Annotated in this window: 21 protein-coding genes and 1 pseudogene; 10 read left to right on the top strand and 12 right to left on the bottom strand. The window is 71.0% G+C overall.

Annotated features, from left to right (window positions below):
• Window positions 1-56: 56 nt before the first annotated feature.
• The 3 genes from P696_RS0104125 to P696_RS57885 form a co-directional block, all read right to left on the bottom strand.
• On the bottom strand, window positions 57-1,367 hold the full coding sequence (locus P696_RS0104125; RefSeq protein WP_026411331.1) for an FAD-binding oxidoreductase: 1,311 nt from the start codon (window positions 1,365-1,367) through the stop codon (window positions 57-59).
• Between the two features lie 73 nt (window positions 1,368-1,440).
• Window positions 1,441-1,890, bottom strand: coding sequence for a DUF4267 domain-containing protein (locus P696_RS57880; protein ID WP_026411332.1), 450 nt, complete (start codon window positions 1,888-1,890; stop codon window positions 1,441-1,443).
• Window positions 1,891-1,935: 45 nt separating this feature from the next.
• Complete coding sequence (locus P696_RS57885) at window positions 1,936-2,574, bottom strand: hemerythrin domain-containing protein (RefSeq protein ID WP_026411333.1); 639 nt, start codon at window positions 2,572-2,574, stop codon at window positions 1,936-1,938.
• Between the two features lie 129 nt (window positions 2,575-2,703).
• Here P696_RS57885 and P696_RS0104140 point away from each other — a divergent pair, with 129 nt between their 5' ends.
• Window positions 2,704-5,922: an ATP-binding protein gene (locus P696_RS0104140; protein ID WP_026411334.1), complete on the top strand. Its 3,219-nt coding sequence runs from the start codon at window positions 2,704-2,706 to the stop codon at window positions 5,920-5,922.
• Between the two features lie 131 nt (window positions 5,923-6,053).
• Here the strand turns inward: P696_RS0104140 and P696_RS0104145 are convergent, their stop codons facing one another.
• Window positions 6,054-7,043, bottom strand: coding sequence for a CU044_5270 family protein (locus P696_RS0104145; protein WP_026411335.1), 990 nt, complete (start codon window positions 7,041-7,043; stop codon window positions 6,054-6,056).
• A complete protein-coding gene (locus P696_RS0104150) occupies window positions 7,040-7,660 on the bottom strand; it encodes an RNA polymerase sigma factor (protein WP_026411336.1) in 621 nt (206 codons plus the stop codon). Before P696_RS0104150 ends, P696_RS0104145 begins: the two co-directional genes overlap by 4 nt.
• 659 nt (window positions 7,661-8,319) lie before the next feature.
• Between P696_RS0104150 and P696_RS0104155 the strand changes: the two genes are divergently transcribed.
• Window positions 8,320-8,826, top strand: coding sequence for a cupin domain-containing protein (locus P696_RS0104155; RefSeq protein WP_026411337.1), 507 nt, complete (start codon window positions 8,320-8,322; stop codon window positions 8,824-8,826).
• Between the two features lie 266 nt (window positions 8,827-9,092).
• Here the strand turns inward: P696_RS0104155 and P696_RS43155 are convergent, their stop codons facing one another.
• Window positions 9,093-9,434, bottom strand: coding sequence for a winged helix-turn-helix transcriptional regulator (locus tag P696_RS43155; RefSeq protein ID WP_051466753.1), 342 nt, complete (start codon window positions 9,432-9,434; stop codon window positions 9,093-9,095).
• Window positions 9,435-9,486: 52 nt separating this feature from the next.
• On the opposite strand from P696_RS43155, the gene P696_RS0104165 reads away from it, so the two are divergent.
• Window positions 9,487-10,899 (top strand): FAD-dependent monooxygenase, encoded by a 1,413-nt coding sequence (locus P696_RS0104165; protein ID WP_026411338.1) that lies wholly within the window; start codon window positions 9,487-9,489, stop codon window positions 10,897-10,899.
• A gap of 162 nt (window positions 10,900-11,061) precedes the next feature.
• On the opposite strand, the gene P696_RS0104170 is transcribed toward P696_RS0104165, so the two are convergent.
• Window positions 11,062-11,880: an MBL fold metallo-hydrolase gene (locus P696_RS0104170; RefSeq protein ID WP_026411339.1), complete on the bottom strand. Its 819-nt coding sequence runs from the start codon at window positions 11,878-11,880 to the stop codon at window positions 11,062-11,064.
• Between the two features lie 113 nt (window positions 11,881-11,993).
• Here P696_RS0104170 and P696_RS0104175 point away from each other — a divergent pair, with 113 nt between their 5' ends.
• On the top strand, window positions 11,994-12,602 hold the full coding sequence (locus P696_RS0104175; RefSeq protein ID WP_026411340.1) for a helix-turn-helix domain-containing protein: 609 nt from the start codon (window positions 11,994-11,996) through the stop codon (window positions 12,600-12,602).
• A gap of 284 nt (window positions 12,603-12,886) precedes the next feature.
• On the opposite strand, the gene P696_RS43160 is transcribed toward P696_RS0104175, so the two are convergent.
• Both P696_RS43160 and P696_RS0104185 read right to left on the bottom strand, forming a co-directional pair.
• Window positions 12,887-13,309 carry a S1 RNA-binding domain-containing protein gene (locus P696_RS43160; RefSeq protein WP_026411341.1) on the bottom strand — a complete coding sequence of 141 codons (423 nt, stop codon included), beginning with the start codon at window positions 13,307-13,309 and terminating at the stop codon, window positions 12,887-12,889.
• Window positions 13,306-13,728, bottom strand: coding sequence for a hypothetical protein (locus P696_RS0104185; protein WP_026411342.1), 423 nt, complete (start codon window positions 13,726-13,728; stop codon window positions 13,306-13,308). Before P696_RS0104185 ends, P696_RS43160 begins: the two co-directional genes overlap by 4 nt.
• Window positions 13,729-13,877: 149 nt before the next feature.
• Here P696_RS0104185 and P696_RS57890 point away from each other — a divergent pair, with 149 nt between their 5' ends.
• Window positions 13,878-14,630, top strand: a complete 753-nt coding sequence (locus P696_RS57890; protein ID WP_245627489.1) for a hypothetical protein — start codon at window positions 13,878-13,880, stop codon at window positions 14,628-14,630.
• 165 nt (window positions 14,631-14,795) lie between these two features.
• Here the strand turns inward: P696_RS57890 and P696_RS59185 are convergent.
• A pseudogene (locus tag P696_RS59185) lies at window positions 14,796-15,101 on the bottom strand (nuclear transport factor 2 family protein); the annotation flags it as partial.
• Complete coding sequence (locus P696_RS0104195) at window positions 15,098-15,970, bottom strand: SDR family oxidoreductase (protein ID WP_051466756.1); 873 nt, start codon at window positions 15,968-15,970, stop codon at window positions 15,098-15,100. The gene P696_RS0104195 and the pseudogene P696_RS59185, both read right to left, overlap by 4 nt.
• A gap of 86 nt (window positions 15,971-16,056) precedes the next feature.
• Here P696_RS0104195 and P696_RS0104200 point away from each other — a divergent pair, with 86 nt between their 5' ends.
• From P696_RS0104200 to P696_RS0104210, 3 genes are all read left to right on the top strand, one after another.
• On the top strand, window positions 16,057-16,992 hold the full coding sequence (locus P696_RS0104200; RefSeq protein ID WP_034482825.1) for an AraC family transcriptional regulator: 936 nt from the start codon (window positions 16,057-16,059) through the stop codon (window positions 16,990-16,992).
• 314 nt (window positions 16,993-17,306) lie between these two features.
• On the top strand, window positions 17,307-18,062 hold the full coding sequence (locus P696_RS0104205) for an SIR2 family NAD-dependent protein deacylase (protein WP_026411345.1): 756 nt from the start codon (window positions 17,307-17,309) through the stop codon (window positions 18,060-18,062).
• A gap of 112 nt (window positions 18,063-18,174) precedes the next feature.
• Window positions 18,175-19,245, top strand: a complete 1,071-nt coding sequence (locus tag P696_RS0104210) for a hypothetical protein (protein ID WP_026411346.1) — start codon at window positions 18,175-18,177, stop codon at window positions 19,243-19,245.
• Window positions 19,246-19,732: 487 nt separating this feature from the next.
• Here the strand turns inward: P696_RS0104210 and P696_RS0104215 are convergent, their stop codons facing one another.
• Window positions 19,733-20,635, bottom strand: coding sequence for a LysR family transcriptional regulator (locus tag P696_RS0104215; protein ID WP_026411347.1), 903 nt, complete (start codon window positions 20,633-20,635; stop codon window positions 19,733-19,735).
• Window positions 20,636-20,793: 158 nt separating this feature from the next.
• Here P696_RS0104215 and P696_RS0104220 point away from each other — a divergent pair, with 158 nt between their 5' ends.
• Together P696_RS0104220 and P696_RS0104225 are read left to right on the top strand one after the other, a co-directional pair.
• A complete protein-coding gene (locus tag P696_RS0104220; protein WP_026411348.1) occupies window positions 20,794-21,087 on the top strand; it encodes a DUF1330 domain-containing protein in 294 nt (97 codons plus the stop codon).
• Window positions 21,088-21,265: 178 nt separating this feature from the next.
• On the top strand, window positions 21,266-22,147 hold the full coding sequence (locus tag P696_RS0104225; RefSeq protein WP_026411349.1) for a PhzF family phenazine biosynthesis protein: 882 nt from the start codon (window positions 21,266-21,268) through the stop codon (window positions 22,145-22,147).
• The last annotated feature ends 533 nt before the right edge of the window (window positions 22,148-22,680 follow it).

Raw genomic sequence — 22,680 nt, forward strand, 5'->3', positions numbered from 1 at the left:
CGGCGCGGCCCCGCCACCCTGGTGGGCGGAGGGGCCGGGACCAGCTCGGAACGGCCTTAGCCGAGCACCGGGTAGTTCGCGCGGAAGACGTTGTGCGGGTCACGGGCCCGCTTGATCTCCCGCAGCCGCGCGAGCACGCCGCCGGAGAAGGACTGCGACGCCGTGTCACCGGGAGACAGCACGGTGTACGGCTTGCGGCCGCTGACGTAGGCCTTCAGGTCGGCCACGACCTCGTCCTGCTTGGCGCGCGTCGCGTCGGCCGTGTGCGGCAGGCCGAGGCCCAGCAGGCCGAGCAGGTACGGCTCGGTCACCGCGCCGCTCGCACCGGCCCCGTCGCCCGGCTCGGCGAGCGCCCCGCCCAGGTGCCTGATCTGCATGTTGATGAGCGGTGCGACCGGCTTGGCCAGCAGGAGGTCCACGGCGTCCGCGTCCAGGCCGGTGAGCAGCTCGGCACGAGTGATGGACGGGACCGGGTCGGTGGGTTCGGCGGTGATGGCGCCCAGGTCGGCGACCGGGACGATGCCACGGCTGTCGGAGATCGCGCCCTCGATCTTGTCGATGCGCGCCAGCAGGTCCGCCCCCTGAGCCGCCTCACCCAGGTAGGCGAGGTCCAGGGTCACCATCGGCGGCGCGCCGGGCGGCTGGAACCGGTTGATCCAGACGCTGAGTTCGCGCGGCGCCTCGGCGGTGAGCTCCAGGAACGTGTCGTACACCTCCCTGGTCCGGTGCTCGGGCCAGACGACGCGTCCGCCGTACATGGTGGGCACGGGGTACAGCTCGAGTTCGAGCGCGGTCACCACCGCGAAGTCGCCGCCACCGCCGCGCAGCGCCCAGAACAGCTCGGGATCGGACTCGGCGGTCACCCGTGCGGGCTCACCGTCGGCGTCCACGATGTCCAGGGCCCGCACGCTGTCGGAGGCGAAGCCGTGCTTGCGGCTGAACCAGCCGACACCACCGCCCAGCGTGTAACCGGTCACGCCGACCCCGGGCGCGCTGCCGGAGAGTCCAGTGAGACCCAGTGGTCCGGCCGCCGCCAGCACCTGCCCCCACTTCGCACCCGCGCCGACCCGGACGATGCGCTCCTCAGCGCGCACCTCCACCTCGTTCAGCAGGCCGGTACGCAGCAGGATCACGCCTTCCACGTCACCCGAGGCGCCATGCCCGGTCGGCTGCGCGGCCACCGTCCTGCCCGTCCGCCGTGCGTACCGCACGAGCGCCGCCACGTCATCGGCGTCCGCGGCCTCCGCCACGGCCGTCACCGGCTGCCTGACGGTGAGGTTCCACGCTGTGGTCGCCTGTTCGAAGCCGTCGTCACCGGGCAGGAACACGCGTCCCTTGATGACACCGCGCAGATCGTTGATGGTCATTGTCGTCTCCCTTTCACGAACTCTCAGATGGTGCTTCAGCGATTGCTCAGGCCGCCCCTCGGGGCGTGCGGCGTCAGGCGCGGTGCGCGCCGGGCTGTGCGGCGGGCGCCGGGGCGGCGGCGTCCTGGGACGTGCGGGCCTTGCTGGTCTCGCGGAGGATCAGCAGGCCCGTCATCGCGATCAGCGCGGAGGTCAGGCCGTGGATGCCGAACGCGGCGGCCTTGGAGCCGTGGTGGGCCAGGACGGTGATCATGTCGCCGAACGGGGCGGCCGCCGTCATCAGCAGGACCCAGCCCAGGGCGCGGCGGTGGCCCGTCACCAGCAGGATGCCTCCGGCCAGGCCCATCGCGTTCTCGCGGTTGCCCTTCACGTTGAGGAAGCCGCCGCCGTCGCCCGAGGGCCAGTGGGGCAGGCCGAAGCCCGGGGCGACCGTCTCGGGGCTCAGGACGAAGGACAGCCCGAGGTAGAAGCTGAACAGGACGACGGCGGCGGCCAGGACGGTGTTGACGTTCTTCAGCGACATGGTTCTTCTCCTTGGACGTTCGGGTCGGGTCGGGTTGGGCGGGGTTCAGCCGCGGACGCGGCGGATGTAGCGGGCGTAGCGGGGGCGGCCGAAGACGTGCCAGATGGCGCGGGCCGGAGTGGGAAGACCGCTCAGGACCAGGGCGCGCTCGGCCGGGTCGGCGTCCTCCAGGACGGCGCCGAAGAGCATGAACAGGGTGAGCTTGGGGGTGTTGTTCACCATGTGGTCGCCCAGGGACGCCCACTCCTGCTCGGTGATGTGCTTGGCCGCGAGCGGGAGGAGGGTGGCCTCCTCGTCGTCGATGTGTTCCAGCACGACCGCGCGGTGCTCGGACAGGGCGGCCACGAGGGTGTCGCGTTCGTCGGCGCCCGCGGCGGCCTCCCAGGCGGTGACCGCGGCGTCCACCCTGGTCAGGGTGGCCGCGATGCGCTCGTGCTGGGCCTCCATCCGCAGGACGATGTCGGCCTCCAGGTCCACCCGGGCCAGCAGCGGCGGCCACAACAGCTCGTCCTCGCCCTCGTGGTGGTTGTGCAGGCCCAGCCGGTAGAGGCGGAAATGGTCGGCGATCACCTGGGCACGAGCGGTGTCACCCGGGGCGACGTCCGCGACGAGCTCCATCAGCAGCCGTGTCTCACGGCGGAAGACGCGGTGGACGATCTTCATGTCCTGGGTGTCGACGCTCATCGGATTCCGCTTCCTGTGGGGTGCGACCGGCCGGTTGCGGCTGGTCGGTTGCGCTGTGTTCAGCCTGCTCCCGGGCATTTGGAGGGGACTTGGAACCGACTTGGACCGTCCACGTACGATGTGCGGATCATGGTTTTCATCCGGGTGCTGGGCGCGTTCGCGACCGACGTGGACGGAGAGGCCGTCCACCTCGGCGGGCCTCGGCAGCGGGGCGTGCTGGCCCTTCTGGTGGCGGCGCGCGGGCAGGTCGTGCCGGTCGATCGGATGATCGAGGACCTGTGGCGCGGGGAGCCGCCCGCGCGGGCGCTGATGTCCTTGCAGGCGTACGTGTCCAACCTGCGCCGGCTGCTGGAGCCAGGACGTCCGCCGCGCACGCCGGCCCGGTTGCTGGTGAGCGCGTCGCCCGGGTACGCGCTGCGGCTGCCGCCGGAGTCGGTCGACGCGTGGCGGTTCGAGGGCCTGCTCGACCAGGCCCGCGCGGACGCCGACCCGCGCGCCGCCCGGGCCCGGCTCGCCGAGGCGCTGGGACTGTGGCAGGGACCGGCGTTCGCCGAGGTCGCCGACGAACCGTGGGCGGCCGCCGAGACGGCCCGGCTGAACGAGCTGCGCCTGGTCGCCACCGAACTGCACGTCGCGGCGGGTCTGCGGACCGGCGACCCCGCCGCGGTGGTTCCCGAGGCCGAGCGGCTCACCCGCGACGAGCCCCTCCGCGAGGAAGGCTGGCGGTTGCACGCCCTGGCCCTGTGGAGCAGCGGCCGCCAGGCCGACGCGCTGGCCACGCTCCGTCGCGCCCGCGGTGTCCTCGCCGAGGAACTCGGGCTCGACCCCGGCCCGGACCTGACGGCGTTGGAGCAGGCCATCCTCACCCAGCGCACGGACGTCCTGCGCGAGACCGTGCCCCCACCACAGCCTCCGCCGTCCGCACCGCCGCCGAGGTCGGCCCCGATCACCGAGGCGACGTTCGTCGGACGCGAGGAACAGCTGTCGGCGCTGGTCACCGCCGCCGCAGAGGCCGCCGCCGACGGGGCCCGCATCGCCCTTGTCACCGGCGAGGCCGGGCTCGGTAAGTCGACGCTCCTGGAACACCTCGGCAGGCGGCTCGAACGTGACGGGTGGCTGGTCGCCGTCGGCCGATGCCCCGAGGTCGACAGCGCGCCGCCCGCCTGGGCCTGGACAGAAGCATTGCGAGCCATCGCCGCGACTAGGCCCCCGGGCGAGTTCGCGGACGACCTCGCGCCGCTGCTCACCGACACCGGACCGGTGAACGCCGACGCCACCGCCGGACGGTTCCGCCTGCGCCAAGCCGTGTGGAAGTGGCTCGCGGCGGTCGCCACGGACCGGCCGGTCGTCCTCGTGCTGGACGACCTGCACTGGGCGGACGCCGCCACGCTGGAGCTGCTCGGCGGCGGCCTCGGCCTGCGAGCCCCGATCCTGATCGTCGCCGCTTACCGCGCGGACGAGAGCGAACACCTCACCGACACGCTGGCCTCCCTCGCGCGCGCAACACCCCTCCGGCTCGCCCTGCCCGGCCTGGACGACACGTCCGTCGCGCAGCTCGTCCGGACCGAATGCGAGGCCGACGACGAGACCATCGCCGGGATCGCCGAACGCACCGGCGGCAACCCGTTCTACGTGCGCGAAAGCGCCCGGCTGATGAACGGCGAAGGCGCGCTGGTCGCCCTCTCCGAGGTCCCCGAGGGCGTCCGGGACGTTCTCCGCCGCCGCCTCGCGCGCCTGCCCGAGGGGGGCGTGTCCGTTCTCCGGCTCGCCGCGGTCGCGGGCCGGGAAAGCTCAGTGGACGTCCTCGTCAAGGCCGCCGACGCCGACGAGGACGGCGTGATGGACGCCCTGGACGCGGGTGTCATCGCCGGGCTCCTCGACGAGCCCGGACCGGGCCGCGTCCGCTTCGTCCACGCCCTCGTCAGGGACACGCTCGTCGCCGACGTCAGCAGACTGCGCGCCACCCGGATGCACGCCCGCATCGCCGACGCCCTGGAAGGCACGGACGACATCGCGGCGCTCGCCCACCACTACGCGCGCGCCGGTTCGCCGAAGGCCGTCGGCTACTGCGTCCGGGCCGCCGAGCTCGCCGAGGCCCGCTACGCCCACGACGTGGCGGTCTGCCTCCTCACCGACGCCGTCGCCAACTCGACCGGACCGGACGAACGCGTCGACCTGCTCGGCAGGCTGCTGCGCGCGCAGATCCGGGCGGGAGCCGTCGCAGCCGCCCGAAAGACACGCCGTGAAGCCGTGGAGTACGCGGAGTCCCTGGGCCGCGACGACCTGATGATCGCCGCATTCACCGCGTGGACGGAGCCGACCGCCTGGCAGTCCCGCACGTACGGCACGGTGGACCGGCCCATCGTCGACCGCCTGAGCCGCCTGCTGAAGCGCGACCTGCCGCCTTCGGTGCGGTCCCGGCTCCTGACGGCGTACGCGAACGAACTGGTCGGCGAGGACGACCCGACCGTTCCGCAGGCGGCGCAGGAGGCACTCGACCTCGCCACCGACCCCCGGCTGCGGGCCGCGGCGCTCGTGATACTCGCCGAAGTCCACGGCGACGCCGAGCACTGCCGGGAGCTCGTGGCGATCGGCACCGAGCACGACCTGCCGGTCTACCGCGTCACCGGACTGCTCAACCATGCAGGCGTCGCCGCCGCCGCCAACGACCCGGTGACCATGCGCCAGGTGACCACCGAGGCCCTGGAACTCGCGCGCGCCTACCGCATGCCCGAGGCCATCGCCGCCGCCGAGATCGCGCTGGCGGGCCTGGCGCTCATCGAAGGCCGATACGCCGACGCCGAGCACCTCTACATCAAGGCCGACGAGGGCATGCGGCGCGTCGGATCGGTGCACGCCACGGGCTTCCACCAACTCGCCCTGGCCGTGCTCTGGCTGAACGACGGCACGCTCGGCGCGCACCTGGACGACGTGCGCGCCCTCCACGCCATGCTCGGCCCCATGGCCTCCGACCTGCTCGCGCTGGCCCTCCACGCCAACGGCCTGGACGCCGAAGCCCGCGAGGTCCGCGCGTCACCCGGCCCGATCCGCCCCGACTTCTTCTTCACCTTCCTCACAACGTTGCGCGCGATGGCCGTCGTCGCCCTGAACGACCGCGACGCCGCCGAGGAGCTCTACGCGACGCTCCTCCCCCACCGCGACGGCCCCCCGGCAGGCGCCGCAAGCCTGTCGGTGGCACTCCGCCCGGTCGCCCACACCCTCGGCGAGCTGGCCGTCCTCCTGGACCGCCCCGAAGCCTCCGCCCACTTCACCCAGGCCGCCACCATCGCCGACCATTGGAACGCCCCCCACTGGGCCGCCGAATCCCGATCAAAATCAACCCCCTGACCGGCCCCACGACGTCGGCCCTACGACGCCGATGAAGCGCGAGGTCCTCGCTCTCCGCCGCCAGGGCAGGACCGCTGACGGCCGACCAGTTGGAATCCATCACGCGCCATAGCCGACGCCATCGTGGTGGGCTAGGGCTTGGTGGGGAGTTGGCCGGCCTTGTTCACCACGCCGCGTTGGAGGATGGCGGTGATGGCGGTGGTCATGCCCTTCTTGGCGTTTTTGGTGTCTTCCACCATGGAGCCGCGTTCACCAAGGTAGGTGAGTGTCTTCCGGTCGAAGATCCACTCGTTGCGCTCGCCGTAGGCGACCAGCGCGACGGCCACGCCGTGCCGGCCGGCCGCGTCGACCGAGTCGGGCACCACGACCACACCGGGGATCCTGGCGGCGGCGCGGTAGATGGCGGCGGCGAGTTCGGGCGGCAGGATCTGCTCACCCAGTAGCTGGCCGAGCGCCTGGAAGGCCGCAGCGTCGCGGGCGGATGGGGCGGCGGTCTTGCCGGACTTGGGAATTTTGGCGTAGACGCCGTCCAGCAGCGCGCCCGGCTCAGTCGGCAGGGCGGCGAGCTTGCGGTAGGTCATGTCCTTCCCGGTGCCGACCAGGGGCAGTTTCCGGCCGCCCTCGCGGAGCAGGCCGTGCCCGCCCACGCTTTGCGCCAGCCAGATCTCCCGCTCCCGCAGCGGCTCCAGCACCCGCGGCCCGTTCTCCTCCTGGCTGGTCCAGGCGACCTTGCTCTTGATGTAGACGAACTGGTCATCGCGCACGGGCGGGGCGGTCTGGTGCGCGGCGGCCAGCGAGATGCGGTCCAGCAGCACCGTGGCATTGTTCTGGTCACCGGCCCCGGCCGCAGGCGGACGCGAGGGCGAGGTGTGCCCACCGAGCGGGAGGGCGAACAGGCCCGCCGCCACGGCCGCGGCCGCCAGCGGGACCGCCAGCAGGGCCGGCCGACGGCGCTTCGGCCGTCGCGGGGCGGTCGCGGGCTCTTCGATCTGCAGCATCAGATGATCCTTGAGGAGTCGGCGCCGGCCGGCGGAGAGCTCGGGGTCGCCCGGGGGCGGCAGGAGCCGCACGAGCTCGGAGAGCTCGTCGGGTTCGGGGCCGCGCCGTGGGGTGCCGTTCACGAGTGCCTCTCCTGCCTCGCCCCGACCGCGGGCTCGCGGTCGTCACCAATGAGCTGTCCGCCGCCGAACGCCGGTTCCCGTTCGGCGGCGGTGAGTCTGCGCAACCGGGCGCGGGCTCGCGACAACCGTGACCGCACGGTGCCCTCGGCGATGCCGAGCGCCTCGGCCGCCTCCGCGTAGTTCAGGCCCGCCCACACGCACAGCGTGAACACCTCGCGCTCGGCCTTGCGCAACCGGCCCAGCGCGACGCGGGCGGCGGCCAGCTCCTCGGCATCGGCGAGCCGTCCCACCAGCTCCTCGGAGAAGTCCGGCACCACCTCCCGGACGGGCAACCGGCCCATCGCCGCCTCATGCCGCCGCGCGGACCGCGCCGCGTTGCGCAGGACATTGGTCGCGATACCCAGCAGCCACGGCCGCAGCGACTCGCCCTCCAGCCGGATTCTCTCCCGCACCCGCCACGCCTCCAGGAAAGTGAGCGACACGACGTCCTCGGCCGTCGCCCAGTCCCCGCAGACCCGGACCGCATATCGGTACACGACCCGTGCGTGCTCATCGAAGAGGTCCCCGAACGCGACGGGGTCACCTGCCCGTATCCGGGCTCGCGCTGACAACTCCACACCCTGTCCTGTCCAACCGTCCCGTCCGGTTCCCTGTGATCCCGGTCATGATGACGAACACCCCGGATGACCGGTCCCCACAGCCGGGTCATCGAGTCGGTTGGGAACTAGCCACCTCGCGACCGACGGCGGGCCACGCGGGCGCCGCGCGCCGGATCACGCCCCCACAACCGGGCGGTTTCGGGACGGGGGCGGCGTCCGCGCAGCTCACCAGCGTTCCCGTATCGAGCGCTGCGTTGGTCGGGTTGGACGCTGTGTCGACCCGGAACTCGGGGCCGTGTCACCAGAGGAAGCCGGCTCTGCGCGACGGCGGCGACGGTTCATGCAACGCAACAATGATCATTCTGCGAGACCTCTGGATCACGCGCGGGTTCAGCAGTCGAGTCGGCCGGTCACTCGTGGATGGATCGCCGGGTCGGTGTGGTCGTGGTGGCTCGCCAGGTGGGTGTTAGGCAGCGGTACCGGCTCATCGACGCCTCGACGCCTCGCGCTGTATTCGACAGGCTCAGTCGCGCATGGGCGCAGGTGCCGGGGCGGCAAATTGACCCATGGATGAGGGGAGCAAATGAACCTTCTGGCGGGTCTTTGGTTTCCGTAGATTTATCTCTGTCAGCAAGAAAGACCTGGTCAGTGGCCGGGTTGAAGCTCTGGGAGAGATCATGAACGCTGCGCTGAACCTGTCGTCCGCCGCTTCCGTCCTGGTGCGCGCCGACGAGGCCGAGATCGTCGAGGACGGCGCGCTCAGCCTGATCACGCTGCTCGCCGACGCGGGTGAGACCGGCGGCGCGCTCACCGCGAACAAGGCCACCCTCCGCAAGGGGTCGCCGGGCGCTCCGGCGCACTTCCACGCCAAGGCCACGGAGATGTTCCTCGTCCTGGACGGCACGGCGCGCTTCCTCGTGGACGACGAGATCGTGACGGTCGAGAAGGGCGGCTTCCTGACCGTCCCGCCGCGGGTGCCGCACGCCTTCGCCCCGGCCCCGGACGCCGAGGCCGAGCTGCTCGTCGTCTTCACGCCGGGCATGGAGCGCTTCGACTACTACCGCCTGCTGGAGCGCGTCTACCGCGGCGAGGCCACGATGCAGGACATCCGCGACAGCTCGGAGAAGTACGACAACCACTACTTCGAAAGCCCGGTGTGGGCCAAGGCGCTGGCCGAGGGCTGACCCTCCGCGTTCGGCTCGGAGGGGTGCCCCTCCGAGCCTGGCCATGTCGATTCCCCCCATTCTGCGCAAGCGGTCCTCGTCATGCCCTCCACCACACACGCCGCGCCGCAGCCCGCGCGATCGCGCTCCTGGCGCTGCTCGTTGTCGCGTTCGGTGGGGTTCCTGCTGCTGGGCAGAACACCCGACCAGGTCTGGCGCCACCGCTCGTTTGCCTGCCGAGTCAGCGACCTCATCTCGGGTTCGGTTTCTACGCCACGAGGGGAAGCTCAGGTCGACTGGGCGCGTGCCTGCGCGTACATCTGCATCCACGCGCAGGCCACCTCGATCGGGCCGAACAGGGTACGGCCCAGCTCGCTCAGCGCGTACTCCACCCTCGGCGGGTTCTCCCCGTAGTCCGTGCGCCGTACCAGCCCGTCGCGCTCCATGGCCCGCAGCGACTCGGTCAGCACCTTGGGGGTGATGCCCCCGAGCGCGGTCTGCAGCTCGGTGAACCTGCGCGGCTCCTCCCGCAGGCACGCCGCGATCCTCACCGTCCACTTGCCGCCTATCTTGATCGGCGGCAGGCCGGGCGCGCACCCGGCGAACATGTCCTGTTCAAGTGGGGGCATGCCTCCACACTATCGTTGCGGTAAGCGGCCATAGCGGACCTAACGTCTGCCCATGGATACCGATGTGATCGTCGTGGGGGCCGGCCCTACCGGCCTCATGCTCGCCGCCGAACTCGCCCTCGGCGGTGCCTCCGCGCTGGTGGTCGAGGCGCTGCCCGAGCGCAGCGGCCAGTCCAAAGCACTGGGGGTGCAGCCGCGCACCGCCGAGGTGCTGGAACTGCGCGGCCTGCTGGAGCCGCTGCTGACCGGCGGCGTCCAACGGGTACCCGGCGGGCACTTCGCCGGAATGCGGCTGGACTTCACCGCCTGGGACACCGCCCATCCCTACATGATCGGCACACCGCAGTCGAAAGTGGAGCCGGTGCTGGAGGGACGGGTGCGTGAGCTCGGCGTGCGCGTGCTGCGCGGCCAGCCACTGGTGGAGCTGTGGCAGGACGACACGGGGGTGAGCGCACGTCTAGGGGACGGCGCCGTACTACGGGGGGCCTGGCTGGCAGGCTGCGATGGCGGGCGCAGCACCGTACGGACGCTACTGGGGGTGGATTTCCCCGGCCTGGAAGGCCGGCAGGCGATGGCGGTGGCCGACATCAGGCTCGCCGGGCGGGTGGGGGCACGCTGGCGGCTGCCGGAGATGACACCCTCGCCGGCCGGCCGCGCCTACCTGACGCCGCTGGAGGGCGGGGTGCACCGGATCCTGTTCTACGGGCCCGAGCAGCAGGACCTGCCGCGCGAGGCGCCGGTCACCGAGCAGGAGGTCGGCAGGGCGCTGATGCTACTGCCCGAACCGGAGGCGCGCCTGGAGTCGATCGTGTGGGCCTCGCGCTTCAGCGACGCCTCCCGGCAGGTGGAGGACTACCGGCACGGACGAGTGCTGCTGGCCGGCGACGCCGCCCACATCCACTCCCCGATGGGCGGGCAGGGCCTGAACCTGGGCGTGCAGGACTCCTTCAACCTGGGCTGGAAGCTGGCCGCCCAGGTGCGCGGGCACGCGCCCGCGCACCTGCTGGACACCTACCACGCCGAGCGTCACCCAGTGGCGGCCAGGGTGCTGGCCAACACCCGCGCCCAGTCGCTGCTGCTGGTGGCCCAGGAGGAGCATCTGGCGCTGCGTGAGATCGTGGCCGGCCTGCTGGCGGTACCGGAGGCCAACGCGGTGATCGCGGGCATGATCTCCGGGCTGGACATCCACTACGAGCTGCCCGGCCCGGCGCACCCGCTGCTGGGCCGGCGCCTGCCCGGCGCGTCCGCGCTGCCCGACAGGCGCGGCGCGCTGCTGGGGGCGGGCTCGGAGCTGCGGACGCTGGCCGGCCAGTGGGGTTCCAGGGGGGCGGTCCCGCAGGAGGCAGGGCAGGAGACCGCGAACGAAGCGGTGCTGGTACGGCCGGACGGCTATGTCGCCTGGGCCGGACACCGGGAGCAGGACCTGGCCGAGGCGTTGCACCACTGGTTCGGGCCGCCGGCCTGAGCCCGAGCCGCGGAGAGCGGGCCGTGTGTGCCCCACCCCCACAGAGCCACGGACGTGGGCAGGTAACGGCGACGGGCATGCGGCCGCACGTTCAACGCCGGGTTCGGGCACGACGACGCGGCCCCGGGGGGCAGGCTCGGGGCCGCGCTCCAACAGGCTCGATCAGCCGATCGGTGGTGCGAGGTATTCCAGCGCGTAACCGTCGCCGGAGGGGGTCACGCGGGCGATGCCGGGTGAGTCGAGGTGGGCGCCGGCCACGAAGTGGTGGGGTCGGGCCAGTTGTTCGAGGAGCGCCGCTCGCGCGGCCCGCGCCTGGGGCTGGTCGCCGTCGAGTTCCCAGGTCACGTTCGGCTGATCGAACTGGAGCGTGGGAACGTGAACGGTGTCGCCCCAGGCGAGAAGGCGGCCGGCGCCGCTGCTGACCTCGTAAACGGTGTGACCGGGTGTGTGGCCCGGCGTCGGGATCGCCGTGGCCCAGTCGTTGATCGCGACCTTCTCCGACACGGGGACGACCCGGTCGCGGATCGGCTCGAGCCGTCCGGTGAACACCGAGGTGTCGCCCGCGCCGATCCACACGCGCTCGAGATTGGCGAACGCCTCTGAACCGTTCGGCGCGATCAGGCCGCTCACGTGGTCTTCGTGCTTGTGGGTGATGGCCACGTCGGTGACACCGGCGCGGTCGACTCCCGCTTCGTCGAGCGCGTCGTAGATCAGTCCCATGGTGGGGTCGTGCCAGGCGTTGGACGCGCCGGTGTCGATGAGAAGCGACCGCGTGCCGTCGGTGACGAAGAAGGCGTTGACCGACAGCCGCAGGTTGTCGCCGACCAGCGGGACGGCGTCCGGCAGCTCGCCGAGCGCGTACCCGTCCTCATCGCGGAGCCGCGTCGGCGGCATGTCGATGTACCCGTCTCGCAACGAGACCACCTGCAGATCGCCGAAGTCGAACGTGGCGTGGAGCCGCCCACTCGAGATCAAACGCATGGAACCTCCGTCATGTTGGGCGCACATCGTGCATCTCCGATAGAAGATACAGATCTTCTATCGGAGAAACCATACACTGTGTGCGGCGCAGCACCCCATCGACGAGGAGCACGGTGATCGACCAAGACGGAAACGCGGCCGAAGCGCAGCAGGGTGACGACCTGGCCGGCGCGTTCGGCGGCAACGTGCGGCGACGCCGCGAGGAGGCGGGCCTGACGCTGGAGCAGCTGTCCACACGGTCGTCGGTCAGCCGGGCGATGTTGTCCAAGGTCGAACGCGGTGAGAAGAGCCCGACCATCGGCGTCGCGTCCAGAATCGCCCACGCGCTCAACGCGTCGCTCTCGGACCTGATCGGCGCGCCGACCGCCGCCGCGTCCGGCGTGGCCATCGTCATGCGCAAGAACGACCGCCCCGTCTTCCGTGACCCGGAAACCGGCTTCGAGCGGCACATGGTGTCAGCGGCCCCGGGCGCGGGAGGGGCCGAGATGGTCGTCCACCACCTCCCCGCGCAGGTCTCCACCGGACTGCTGCCCGCGTATCCGCCGGGCACGGAGAAACAACTCGTGGTGCTCGAAGGCACCCTCACCGTCGCGATCGGCGGGATCAACGAGACCCTGAACGCAGGCGACTCCCTGTTCCTCCAGGCCGACGCGGACCACGGCTTCGCCAACCGAACGAACGCCCCCTGCGAATACATCATGGTCATCTCACGCAGAACCTGACCAGCCACACCCCGCAAGCCCGCACGAACCCGACCAGCCCATCACCGATCTCCCGGCTCCTTCGGGACGCCGACTGGCGAGCGGCGCCGCGAACCGTCGTCCGGTCGACACCCGAAGTCGACTGCGCGGATGCCCGCACTCCCTCGCACGCTGACACCCTCCGGGGTCAGCGTGCGAGGGCGAGCTCGATTCTGCGCCGGGTCACGTCCACGTGGATGATCTTCACAGTAAGAACATCGCCGAGCTTCACCGATACTTCCCCAGGTCGGCGCCCTGCAGCAGGCCTACGAAGCCGTTGGATGCCTCTTCGACGCGGACGAAAGCACCGAGGGAAGCGATCTTGGTGACGGGGCCGGTGATGGTCTGGCCGCCCCTGCGCTGTAGTCCGCCAAGGGCTCGACCTGGAGTGCCTTGAGGGAGAGCGGTACGCGTCCTCGGCGGGTGTCGACGTCAAGGACCCGGGCGCTGATCTCCTGTCCGACGGCGACCACGTCGGACGGACGCTTGATGGGACGCCCGGACAGCTGGGGAATGTCGATCATCGCGGTGAAGCCGCCGATGTCCACGAAGGTCACTGCGAAGCCGGCGATCTCGATCATCGTTCCGGTGACGATCTGGCCTGGACGTAATGTCTGCAGGAAGGCCAACTCCCGTTCGGCGGGCTCCGGCAATATTCGCTCGCCTCCGCTCGTGGCCTGGATGATCACGACGGGTGCTCCGGGGTGACGGGGTCGCTGCGGAAGGTCAGTGCTTCGGGGCTGAGGCCGAGGGCATTGAGCAGGAGGTGGATCGCCGCGTCAGTCTGCTTCCGAGAGCGGCTCACGGGCAGACCCACCCAGATGTACGTCGTGGCGTCGTGGGCCGCATTGGCCCGGCTGAGAGCGAAGTCGGTCCTTTGAATGCAGAACATGGCGGCGTCGACCGGCCCGGGTTCTTCCCAACTACGCTCGATCTGGAGCCGCAGCCGGGCGGCGAGCGGTTCCAGGGGTGCCGCCAGGCCTGCGACGATACGGAACCGACTGGAGGCGTACTCCCACATGCCGGACTGAAAAGCGGGGTTGCGCTTGCCGCCCTGGCAGGACGCCGCGGCCTCCCAGTCGGGTTCTGGACCCGGTACCTCGATCATTGCTGCAGATTTCTGTGTCGGTGGTGACCGTAATGTAGCGGTGGGCCGCCCCCCAACGCTGACCTCCCCACAGCTCACAGCCTGACCACTTCGGCGGCGACCATTCGCCACGACTTGTGGGCGCCTCTCGGCCTACTACCTCGATCTCCGTGCATGATCTGGGTGTGGAGAGTTCGTGGGGCGATGACCTGACGGGTCCGTTGGCGGATGCCGAGCGACCTGCCGATGTTCGTCAGGCGGCCGCGTTGTGCATGGCAGCGGAGTTCGGGCCGGACGGCTTCCGGTGGATCAAGTCTCGGCGGTGTCTGGAGCGACGCGATGGCGCTGGACGGGTTGAGCGCCTGACGTTGGAGCCGAGCTATTACAACAGGACCGGCTCATTCATGGAGTTCGCGGTTGCCCAACTGCACGTGGATGAGCGGGCCGTGGGTTCCTGGCGGATCGCCAACCACACCTCGACGGTGATCCGCCCGGATGGCGCCCTGGATGTTGTGTGTTTCACCAGCTGTCATGACCTGGGCCGTGTCGACTTTCGGAACACGGTGGGACTGACACGGCCGGAGAAGCGGGTGGCCCATCTTGCGACGCTCTGCGGGCAGATCCGGCAGATCGTGCTTCCCTGGTTCGAGAGCACCCGGGATCCACAGCGGCTGGTGGAGGCGGTGCCCGAGGCCCTTCTGGGACCGTTCGCGTACGCGCCCGACCTGGTGGAGTTCCTCGTTGTGCGCGGAGAACACGAGCAGGCACGCCTGCTGATCGAGCGGGTCCTGGAAGTCGAGCCGAAGCAGCGAGAAGCGTTTGAGGAAGGACGGCGGCTGGCCGGTCTTGGGATCTCCGGCCGGCCTCGCTGGCACACTCCTCAGGTCCTCGGCTGGACCAGCGCCGTTCTTGACCTCTGCTGAGTCAGCCAACGGACGGGACGTCGATCCCCGTCCCCTGCGGGTTGTGCCCCGGCTGTCGGGGGTGGCCACCAGTTGGGGTGACGGTAAGGGGGGCCAGGTTTCGTGGAGGTGGGTCCAGAGTAGGGCGCCGGGTGTGGTGGGGTGGCGTCGGAACACCACGGTTGAGCGGCGGGAGCGGTCGGGGTGCGTCTCGGTGTAGGACGCCACGACCAGGTCGCCGTCGGCGGCGACCAGCGACACGTCGTGGATCGTGATGGTGAGGTCGGGGGCCGTGCCGTGGGCCGACCTCATCCAGGTGAGCACCTCGGCCGCGGTGAGGACCGTGCCGTCCGGGGTGACCAGGGTGAAGTCCGGTGTGTGCGCGGCGGCGAGGTCGTCGAAGGACGAGGTGGGCAGGTCCCCCGTCAGCCATCCGGCGATGACCTCGTGGTGGCGGACGATCTCGGCGCGGCAGGCGTCCAGCAAGGTCATGCCAGCTCCCGCCAGGGCTGGGCGGCGGCCCAGGCGCGGGCCGGGGCGGGTTCCACGCCCAGGAGTTTCGTGCCGGGGCTCTCGGCATACAGGGACGGATCCTCGGCGGCGATCCAGCGGTAGGTCCCGGCGACCCCCTCGGCCATGGCCGGGCCAAGGGCGTGCGCCAGGCCGGTCGCGAACTCCTCGACGTCCTGCGCGACGTAGACGACCTCGCGGCCCAGCGCGGATCCCACCGCCGCCGCAAGTTCCGGACCGGTCAGAGCCTCCGGCCCGCCGATGTCCAGGGCTTGGCCGATGACGCCGTCCACGGTCAGCGCCGCCAGCGTCGCCTCGGCCAGGTCGGCGTGCGACAGCCAGGAGACGCGGGCGTCGGCGGGCAGCGGGTAGCCCAGCACGCCCTGGTGGACGAGCGGGCCCGCCACCCACGGGGCCAGCAGGTTGTCCAGGTAGACCGGCGCACGCAGCACCACCGCGGGCAGACCAGAGCCGAGCAATGTCTCCGTCGCCGCTCGGCGTCCCTCGAACACCGCCACCCGCGTCGGGACGGCCGGGACGCGGTTGCCCAGGTTGAGGACCACGCGCCCAAGGCCCGCCGAGCGAGCCGCCCGCACGAGCGTCGCGGCCATAGCCTCCGCCTGCGCCGGGTCCTCCAGCATCGGGAGCGTCACCGACGCGCCGGTCGCGCCTTCGAACGCCGCCGCCAGCCGGCCGGCGTCCAGTAGGTCCGCCGCGAACGGCTCGGTGCCGGGCAGCGTGCGGCCATCACGGCTGACGCCCCTCACCCGGTGCCCCTCCGCCAGCAGCCGCCGCACCACCGCGCCGCCCTGGAAACCGCCCGCGCCCACCACCGTGTAGGTCATCGTCATCCCCTCGATCGTCGTTCGTGATCAGTCTCGGGGTGCGGCGCGGTACCTTCGATAAGGAAAAGTCCTCGTTGCTTAAAGGATCGTCCATGGACGCCGATCTGCTCGGTGAGCTGCTCGACCCGCTGCGGCTGTCGGGGGTCTTCCACAGCCGATGGCGGGCGCACGCGCCGTGGGGCGTGGTCGGCGAACGGGACGACTGCGCGCTGCTGCACTACGTCCAGGAGGGCGAGTGCGTGATCGAGGCGGTGGAGGGCGTCGGACCCGTCCGGCTGCACGCCGGTGACCTGGCGGTTTTCCCGCACGGGGACGGGCACCGGCTGGGCGACGCGTCCGGCGGCTCGGCCGTGCCGCTGGCAGGACTGCTGCCAGCGCGGCGGCCCGGCGCGGTCGCCACCGTCGAGATCCCCGGCGACGGGCCCGTGACGACCATGCTGTGCGGCGGCCTGCACTACGAGGCCGCCGCGGCCTCCCCGCTATACCGGGCGCTGCCGCCGATGCTGGTGCTGGACCGGACGGACCTGGCCCGACACCCGCTCCTGGCCGACACCCTGCACAAGCTCGCGGAGGAGTGGACAGACGGCGAGCCGGGCGCGGGCCTGGTGGCGCTGCGCGCGTTCGAGCTGGTCTACGTGCTGGCACTGCGGGCGGCCGTCTCCAGGGACGACTGCGACGCCCCGGCCGTCCTGCGCGCCATGCGGGACCCCGCGATCGGCCGCGCGCTGCTGGCGCTGCAGACCCGCTACGCCGAGCCGTGGACGCTGGCGTCCCTGGCCGCTGAGGCGGGCCTGTCGCGGTCGGCGTTCGCGGCGACGTTCCGCGACCTGGTCGGAGCCCCGCCCATGCGGCACCTGGCCGAGCGCCGCATGCGGGAGGCCGCGCGGCTCCTCACCACGACGTCCATCCCCACGGCGGCCGTCGCCGAACGGGTCGGCTACGCCTCCGCCGTCGGCTTCCACCTGGCCTTCCGCTCCTGGGCTGGCACGACGCCCGGCGAGTACCGCCGAGTCCGTCCGGCGGCCTGAACAGTCACGAAGGGCCAGGTGGAAGCCCGCCAGGTCCAGGTTGAAGAACCTGCGCAGCGAGCGGTGCATGGATCGTCCGTGGAGCTGCCGACACGGCCGTCCGCAGGTTCCCCGACCCTGGTGATGGGCTGCTGCCGGACCAGGCATTTCCCGCAACTCGCGCGGAGGCATCACATGCCCTTGGTCCAACACGAGGTCGCAGGTCGACCGGTGCTGGCGGCTTCGCGGCCTGACCGTCCGATGGTCGGTCCGCCTCGTGGTCCTGCGCCGAAAACCGGTCGCGACCGGGCCCGTGGCACCTTACCGTCGCGGGCATGGATCTTCCCGACTGGGCTCGTGGCGTCTCGAGGATCGCGGTGCTCACCGGTGCCGGGATCAGCACCGACTCCGGCATCCCCGACTACCGGGGCGCCAATGGCGTGTGGACCAAGAACCCCGAGTTGCTGGGCCTGTTCAACCGCAAGGCCTTCCTTGCCGAGGCCGACGTGCGCCGCCGGTTCTGGGCCGCGTTGTCCGTCCTGGAGGGACGCGACGCCGAGCCCAACGCCGCCCACCTGGCGCTGGCGCGGCTGGAGTCCACCGGCCTGTCGTTGCGGGTCCTCACCCAGAACGTCGACGGCCTGCACCAGCGGGCCGGGTCCACGCAACGCAAAGTCCTCGAACTGCACGGGTCGATGGCCACCACCACCTGCACCCGGTGTGCCGCCAGGACGCCGACCGAGGAGGTTCTCCACAGAGGCGAGGACGATCCTGCCTGCGCCTCGTGCGGCGGGATCCTCCAGCCGTCGATCGTCCTGTTCGGGCAGTTCCTCGACCAGGATCTCCTGGGCAAGGCCGCCAACATCGCCCGGGTCGCGCAACTGTTCGTCGCGATCGGCAGTTCGCTGCTGGTCGAGCCCGCGGCCGGCCTGTGCCGGGTCGCCGTCGAGGCCGGGGCCACACTGGTGATCATCAACCGGGACCCGACACCGTACGACGACCTCGCCACCGAAGTGATCAGGGAGCCGATCGGCGTGGCCGTCCCCGCGCTATGCGCGGCACTCACCGCGTTGAATCCTGGGACGAACTGACCGTTCACCCCTCAGTCCCGTGCATGCCCGACGACGCCGAGACGGCGAGTTGTCGGTGCGCCACGCCAGACTTGCGAGTGCACGTCCGACGTCGGCCACCGAGGGGTTCCGCATGCATCAGACCCAGTTCTGCGCGTTTCTCGGGCACGACTGTGTCGCGGAGGAATGGTCGGAGGTGCAGTCCTGGGAACGACGAGCGCTTGTGCTGGCGTCCCAGGCGCACTTGCTGTCGTGCTGGATCGCCGAGGACGCGCCGGAAAGTACGGCCGTCCCGGCGCTCCTGCTCGCGGCCAGTGAGTACGACGCGCCGAACGACATCGAGGCGCCGAATGTGGCGACGGCGTACGAATGCGGGCTGTTCCCGCACATCGATCCGCCGTCGAACACCGCCAGGCACGTGCTCGGGCTGCAAGCCATCGACGAGGAGGAGTTGCAGCGGCTTGTCTGGGAGGAATTGTTGAGCCCGTGGCCCACAGGCGAAACCGTGGCGAGCGAAAGAGTCATGGCATTGGGCCGTGAGTTCCTAGAGGAGGTGACGCACTACTTTCGGGACGCGTACGTCGCCGAGACGGTGAACATCACCGACAACATGCCCGTCCCGGAGGAATTGCATCTCGTGGTGGCGACCTCAGGCGACGAGCTGACACGGTTGAGCGTCCTGCGGTCCGCGACCGCGCCGGCGCGGCGCGACGACCTGATCCCCGATCCAGCCTGTTCCTTCGGCGGCCATGCATGCCCCGACAAGCATGTGCTCGACCAAGACGCCGCAGATCGCGCGCATGTGGCGTTGCGCGCGGTCAGTGCGGGCGCGACCCTCAGCCTGAGGCTGTCGGACTGCCCATGGACGGCCGAACTCAACGGCGACGAAAAGCCGTTCGACGTCGCCGAGTGGTACGCCGCCCTGGACGGCCTTCGCACCGAATGCCTCAACAACTACATCGACCACACCGAGGACATCGACGACCACTCCCTCGTCTACGCCGCCGTCCTCGGCGACGAGATGTTCTGCGAACTCCTCGACATCCCACTCCGCCGAATCTCCGGCCCCGCACCCCAACGCGCCCTCCACATCACCGGCTCCTGCGAAGACGGCGACTGGCTCAGCACCGAACGGCCCTCCAGGTTCGTCCTCTTCGGCCCCACCGAGGCGATCTTCCTGCAGATCGACGCCGTCGACGCCTGACCACGCTGGACGTGCCCTCGGGGTCACACATGCACAGCTGCGCACCCCTCCCCCCACCCGAGCGACGAGTGACCGACACCGCGCAGGCGCCGAAGTCCGCCCGGCACCACGACAAGGTCACAGCGGGCTCAGGCAGGCAGGCCACGCCGCACGCCTCGGTGACACCGAGTGCGGCCTCCAGGCCGGGCTTCGAGATCCGAAGTGGGTGCAGAAGCTCACCGACGAGGACCGCCGGGCGCTCTCACCCCTGTTCTGGGTCCACATCAACCCCCAGGCCCACCCGAGAAGATCCGGGCCTACGCCGACGCCCCTGACCAGGACGGCGCGCCCATGGGGCTGAGGAGCTGGCGGACAGCCCGTTGGCGTTACAAATGATCATCGGTGAAATGGAGGTTGGCGGCTGGGGAACCCCAGCAGCCGTCTTCCCCGGGCGCAGGGCCTTCGGCCTCGCCGCCGCAGACGTTCGTCTCGCTGGACCTCTTGCGCGTCAGTCCGGCAGCCAGTGCAGCTCGTGCGCCAGGGTTTTGGCGACGACACGGATGCGCCGGTGTAGTGGCGACTGCTCGCGTGGGAGGACCAGGTGGATCGTCAGGCTGGGCGCGCCCCGCAGCGGTCGCCAGGTGAGACCGGCCGGTGATGCCGTGACCGCGGCCTCTCCGGCCGGGGCGAGGGTGACCCCGTCGCGCAGGTCACGCTGAGACATGTCGAAGGAGACTGCGGGCGTGTGGAATCGAGGGTGTGGTCGGATGTCTCGGAACAGTGCGGACAGCTGATCGTGGATCACGGGGTTGGCCGCACGGTCCGGGAGTCGCAGCGGATACGCGGCCGCGTCGGCGATCTCGATCTCCGGGTGTTCGGCCAGCGGATGGTGCTGTGCCAACTGGACCCCGATGCGCTGACGCCGCAGCAGGAACCGGCGCACGCCACGGCCCGGCTGTTCACCGCGGGTGATCCCGGCATCGATGCGGCCGTCGGCGACCGCAGGGGAGATCTCCGGTGTCGCCATCGGGACCGCGCCGACCTCCAGTCCGCTGTTGCCGCGAATCAGCCCGTCCACCAGGGCCGGTGCCGTCTCGGCCCCGGCGCTGAGGCTGTATCCGATGCGCAGCGTGCCCAGTTCACCGGCCGCCGCGCTCCGGGCGGTGTCCCATGCCCGGTCCAGCGCCGCCAGCGCGGACGGCGCGGACTCCGCCAAAGCCGCACCGGCCGTGGTCAACACGACGCTACGCGTGTTGCGGGCCAGCAGGGCCGTGCCGAGTTCCGCCTCCAATCGGCGCATCCGGGCGCTGAGTGCGGGCTGTGCGATACCGATCCGTGCGGCCGCGCGGGTGAAGTTCAACTCCTGCGCCAGCACCAGGAAGTACCGCAGGCTCACCGTATCCGGCGCCACGCGCCCTCCCTGCCGATTGATAACGATCCATTCTGAGCCTATCCCGTACCGGTCTTTCCCCCGACCGCACATCAAGCCCTAACCTGCGCATGCCGGGATCGATCGATCTGAGTGTCAATTCGAAGTCAGACGTGTCCGGCCGAACACAGGAGGTTTCCATGGCTAAGGGCTACTGGGTCAGTGTCTACCCCGCCATTTCCGACCCTGAGAGGCTGACTCCCTACGACAAGCTGGCCCGTCTGGCCGTCCAGGCTGGGGGCGGGCGCGTCCTGTCCCGGGGCGGTCGAATCGTCGCCCACGAGGCCGGAATCACACAACGCGTCGTTCTGATCGAGTTCGACAACTTTGAACAGGCCGTCGCGGCATACGAGAGCGAGGCATACCAGAAGGCGCTGGTCGCCCTGCCCGACGGCGTCGAGCGCGACTTCCGCATCATCGAAGGCATCGACTGACCGGCGGGCCAAGCCATCGCTGAGCATCCGTCACCTGAAACGCACACAGTGCAGGACGGCACCGGCTGAGGCAGGACGGTACGCGTCCGGGACGCGTTCGGTCGGCCGTTGCGGCCAGGTCCGGCTATCAGCGGAACGCCGTTCGCGGTTGCCGTTCGTTGAGCGTCGAAGGGGGCCGATGTCCTGGCCGGATGTCACGGTGGTCGATGCGTGCGTGCGGCGCGACGGCCGGGGCGGCAGCCCCACGGCCGTCACCGACGACGACCCGGCGGCGACGGACCCGGACCGGCGCGCGGTCGCTGCTGCGGCCGGCACCTCGCACGCGGCGTTCCTCGGCCCGGGGCGGACGCCGGACGGTGGCCGGCCGGTCCGGTTCTTCACCGCCACCGCCGAACTGTCCGGCTGCGGTCACGGCACCGTCGCCGCGCAGGCCGTCCGGTTGACCCGCACCGCGCTGGACGAGCTGAACGACCGCCAACACACCGGCGGGCGCACGTTCGACACCGTCGCGATCCGCCGCCCCGCCGGCATCGAGGTGTGGTTCGACCAGGGCCTCGTCGCGCTGCGTCACCCGGCGCCGGACGAGCGCGCCGCGATCGTCGCCGCGCTCGGGCTCACCGCGGACGACCCGCATCCGACCGACGCGCCACGGATCGCCGCGCCCGGCGCACCACGCATGCTGGTACCGGTCCACGACCGGTCGGCGCTGCTCCGAGTCCACCCACACCTCGGCAGGCTGACAGCGGCGTGCCGGCGGTACGGGCTCCTCGGCTGTTTCGTGTACGCACCGCCGGTGGGCGACCGACCGGGTGCGGCGCGGATGTTCGCGCCGGCGATCGGTGTCGACGAGGACGTCGCCAACGCCAACAGCACCGGCTGCCTGGCCGCCCACCTCCTCGACACGACAGGGGCGCAGACGGTCGCGATCGAGGTGGGGCAGGGTGACACCCTCGGTCGACCGGCCAGGGTGCTCGCCTCGGCCCGACGCGGGCCGGCGGGCATCACGACCCGGGTCGGCGGGTTGGCGGTGGTCCGCGACGGACACCGAGGCGACGACTAGACCGTCCCTCTTCTGCGATCCGCGCATGGGGCCGGGGCTGTCCGCTGCGTTCAAGCGTTGGCACCCGGTGGCGGCCGTCAGCGGAGCGCGGCATCGAGGGGGCGCGGCTGGGTGTCCATCGGGAGACGCACAGCTTGGCGGCGACGACGGTTGGAGGGCTTGTGCTGCCTGCCGGTTCTGCTCCATGGTTTCGCTACCGGTTCAGGGGTGGTTCGCGGCCTGTGCGGCTGCCAATCCGTACGGGGCGAAAACGATCGTTATTGTCCCTGCATAACGGCGCTGGCTTGCCCACCGAAGATGATCCTGCCTATCGGGACTTCTCCGAGCGCCGGCCCTCAAGGGCCGATCCAGGATCGGAGACTGCTCGAGATCATCACTAGCGCCGTTTCCGTGAATCATGTTAGTCCCGGGCAGGCAAGAACAAGGGCAGGCCGCCGTCCGTCGCCTCGCTCTACCGGGCCTTGCCGAAGCCGAGGCGGCAGCCGAACAGGCCGCCGCGAACGACCGCGTGACGCTGCGCCCAAGCTCGCCCC

Source organism: Actinomadura oligospora ATCC 43269 (assembly GCF_000518265.1).
Classification (GTDB): Bacteria; Actinomycetota; Actinomycetes; order Streptosporangiales; family Streptosporangiaceae; genus Spirillospora; species Spirillospora oligospora.